The sequence below is a fragment of the Mesorhizobium sp. M0621 genome (genome assembly GCF_040320745.1).
Lineage (GTDB): Bacteria > Pseudomonadota > Alphaproteobacteria > Rhizobiales > Rhizobiaceae > Mesorhizobium.
Genome location: NZ_JAMYQF010000142.1, coordinates 1 through 638 on the forward strand (window position 1 = coordinate 1; position 638 = coordinate 638).

Sequence of the window (638 nt, forward strand, 5' to 3'; positions counted from 1 at the left end):
TGGGTGACCGTGTAGGCGCCGGCCGTCGTGTTCGACAGCGACACCGATACAACCGCCACCGCGATGCCGTTCTGGATCTGGCTGATCGTCAGCAGCGTGCCGGTCACCGTCTGGAAGAAAGCCCCTTCCGTCACCGACGAGGTCGGCAGGCCGGCACCCGTCAGCAGCGTCGAGCCGGCGCCATCGGCGCCATAGCTATGCGCCAGCGTCCCGGTCGTATTGGCCGTGTCGGGAGTGACGTCGCCGGTGCCGCCGGGGTTGCCGCCGGCCAGCGCGTCGTCGTCGAGCTGGACGGCGGCGTTAACCGCCACCGTCGGGGTGTCGTCATCGACGTTGATCGTCAGCGAGCCCGTCGCCGTGTCGCCGTCATGATCGGTCGTCGTGTAGCCGACCGTGAACGCCACGTCGTTCTCGTTGGCGCCCGCCGGGTGGTCGATCGCATGCAGTTGGGTGACCGTGTAGGCGCCGGCCGTCGTGTTCGACAGCGACACCGATACAACCGCCACCGCGATGCCGTTCTGGATCTGGCTGATCGTCAGCAGCGTGCCGGTCACCGTCTGGAAGAAAGCCCCTTCCGTCACCGACGAGGTCGGCAGGCCGGCACCCGTCAGCAGCGTCGAGCCGGCGCCATCGGCGCC

General features: G+C 68.7%; 1 protein-coding gene. It reads right to left on the reverse strand.

Going from position 1 to position 638, the window contains the following annotated elements:
- A partial coding sequence (locus NKI38_RS33500) for a DUF5801 repeats-in-toxin domain-containing protein (protein WP_352665166.1) occupies positions 1-638 on the reverse strand: 638 nt, incomplete at both ends.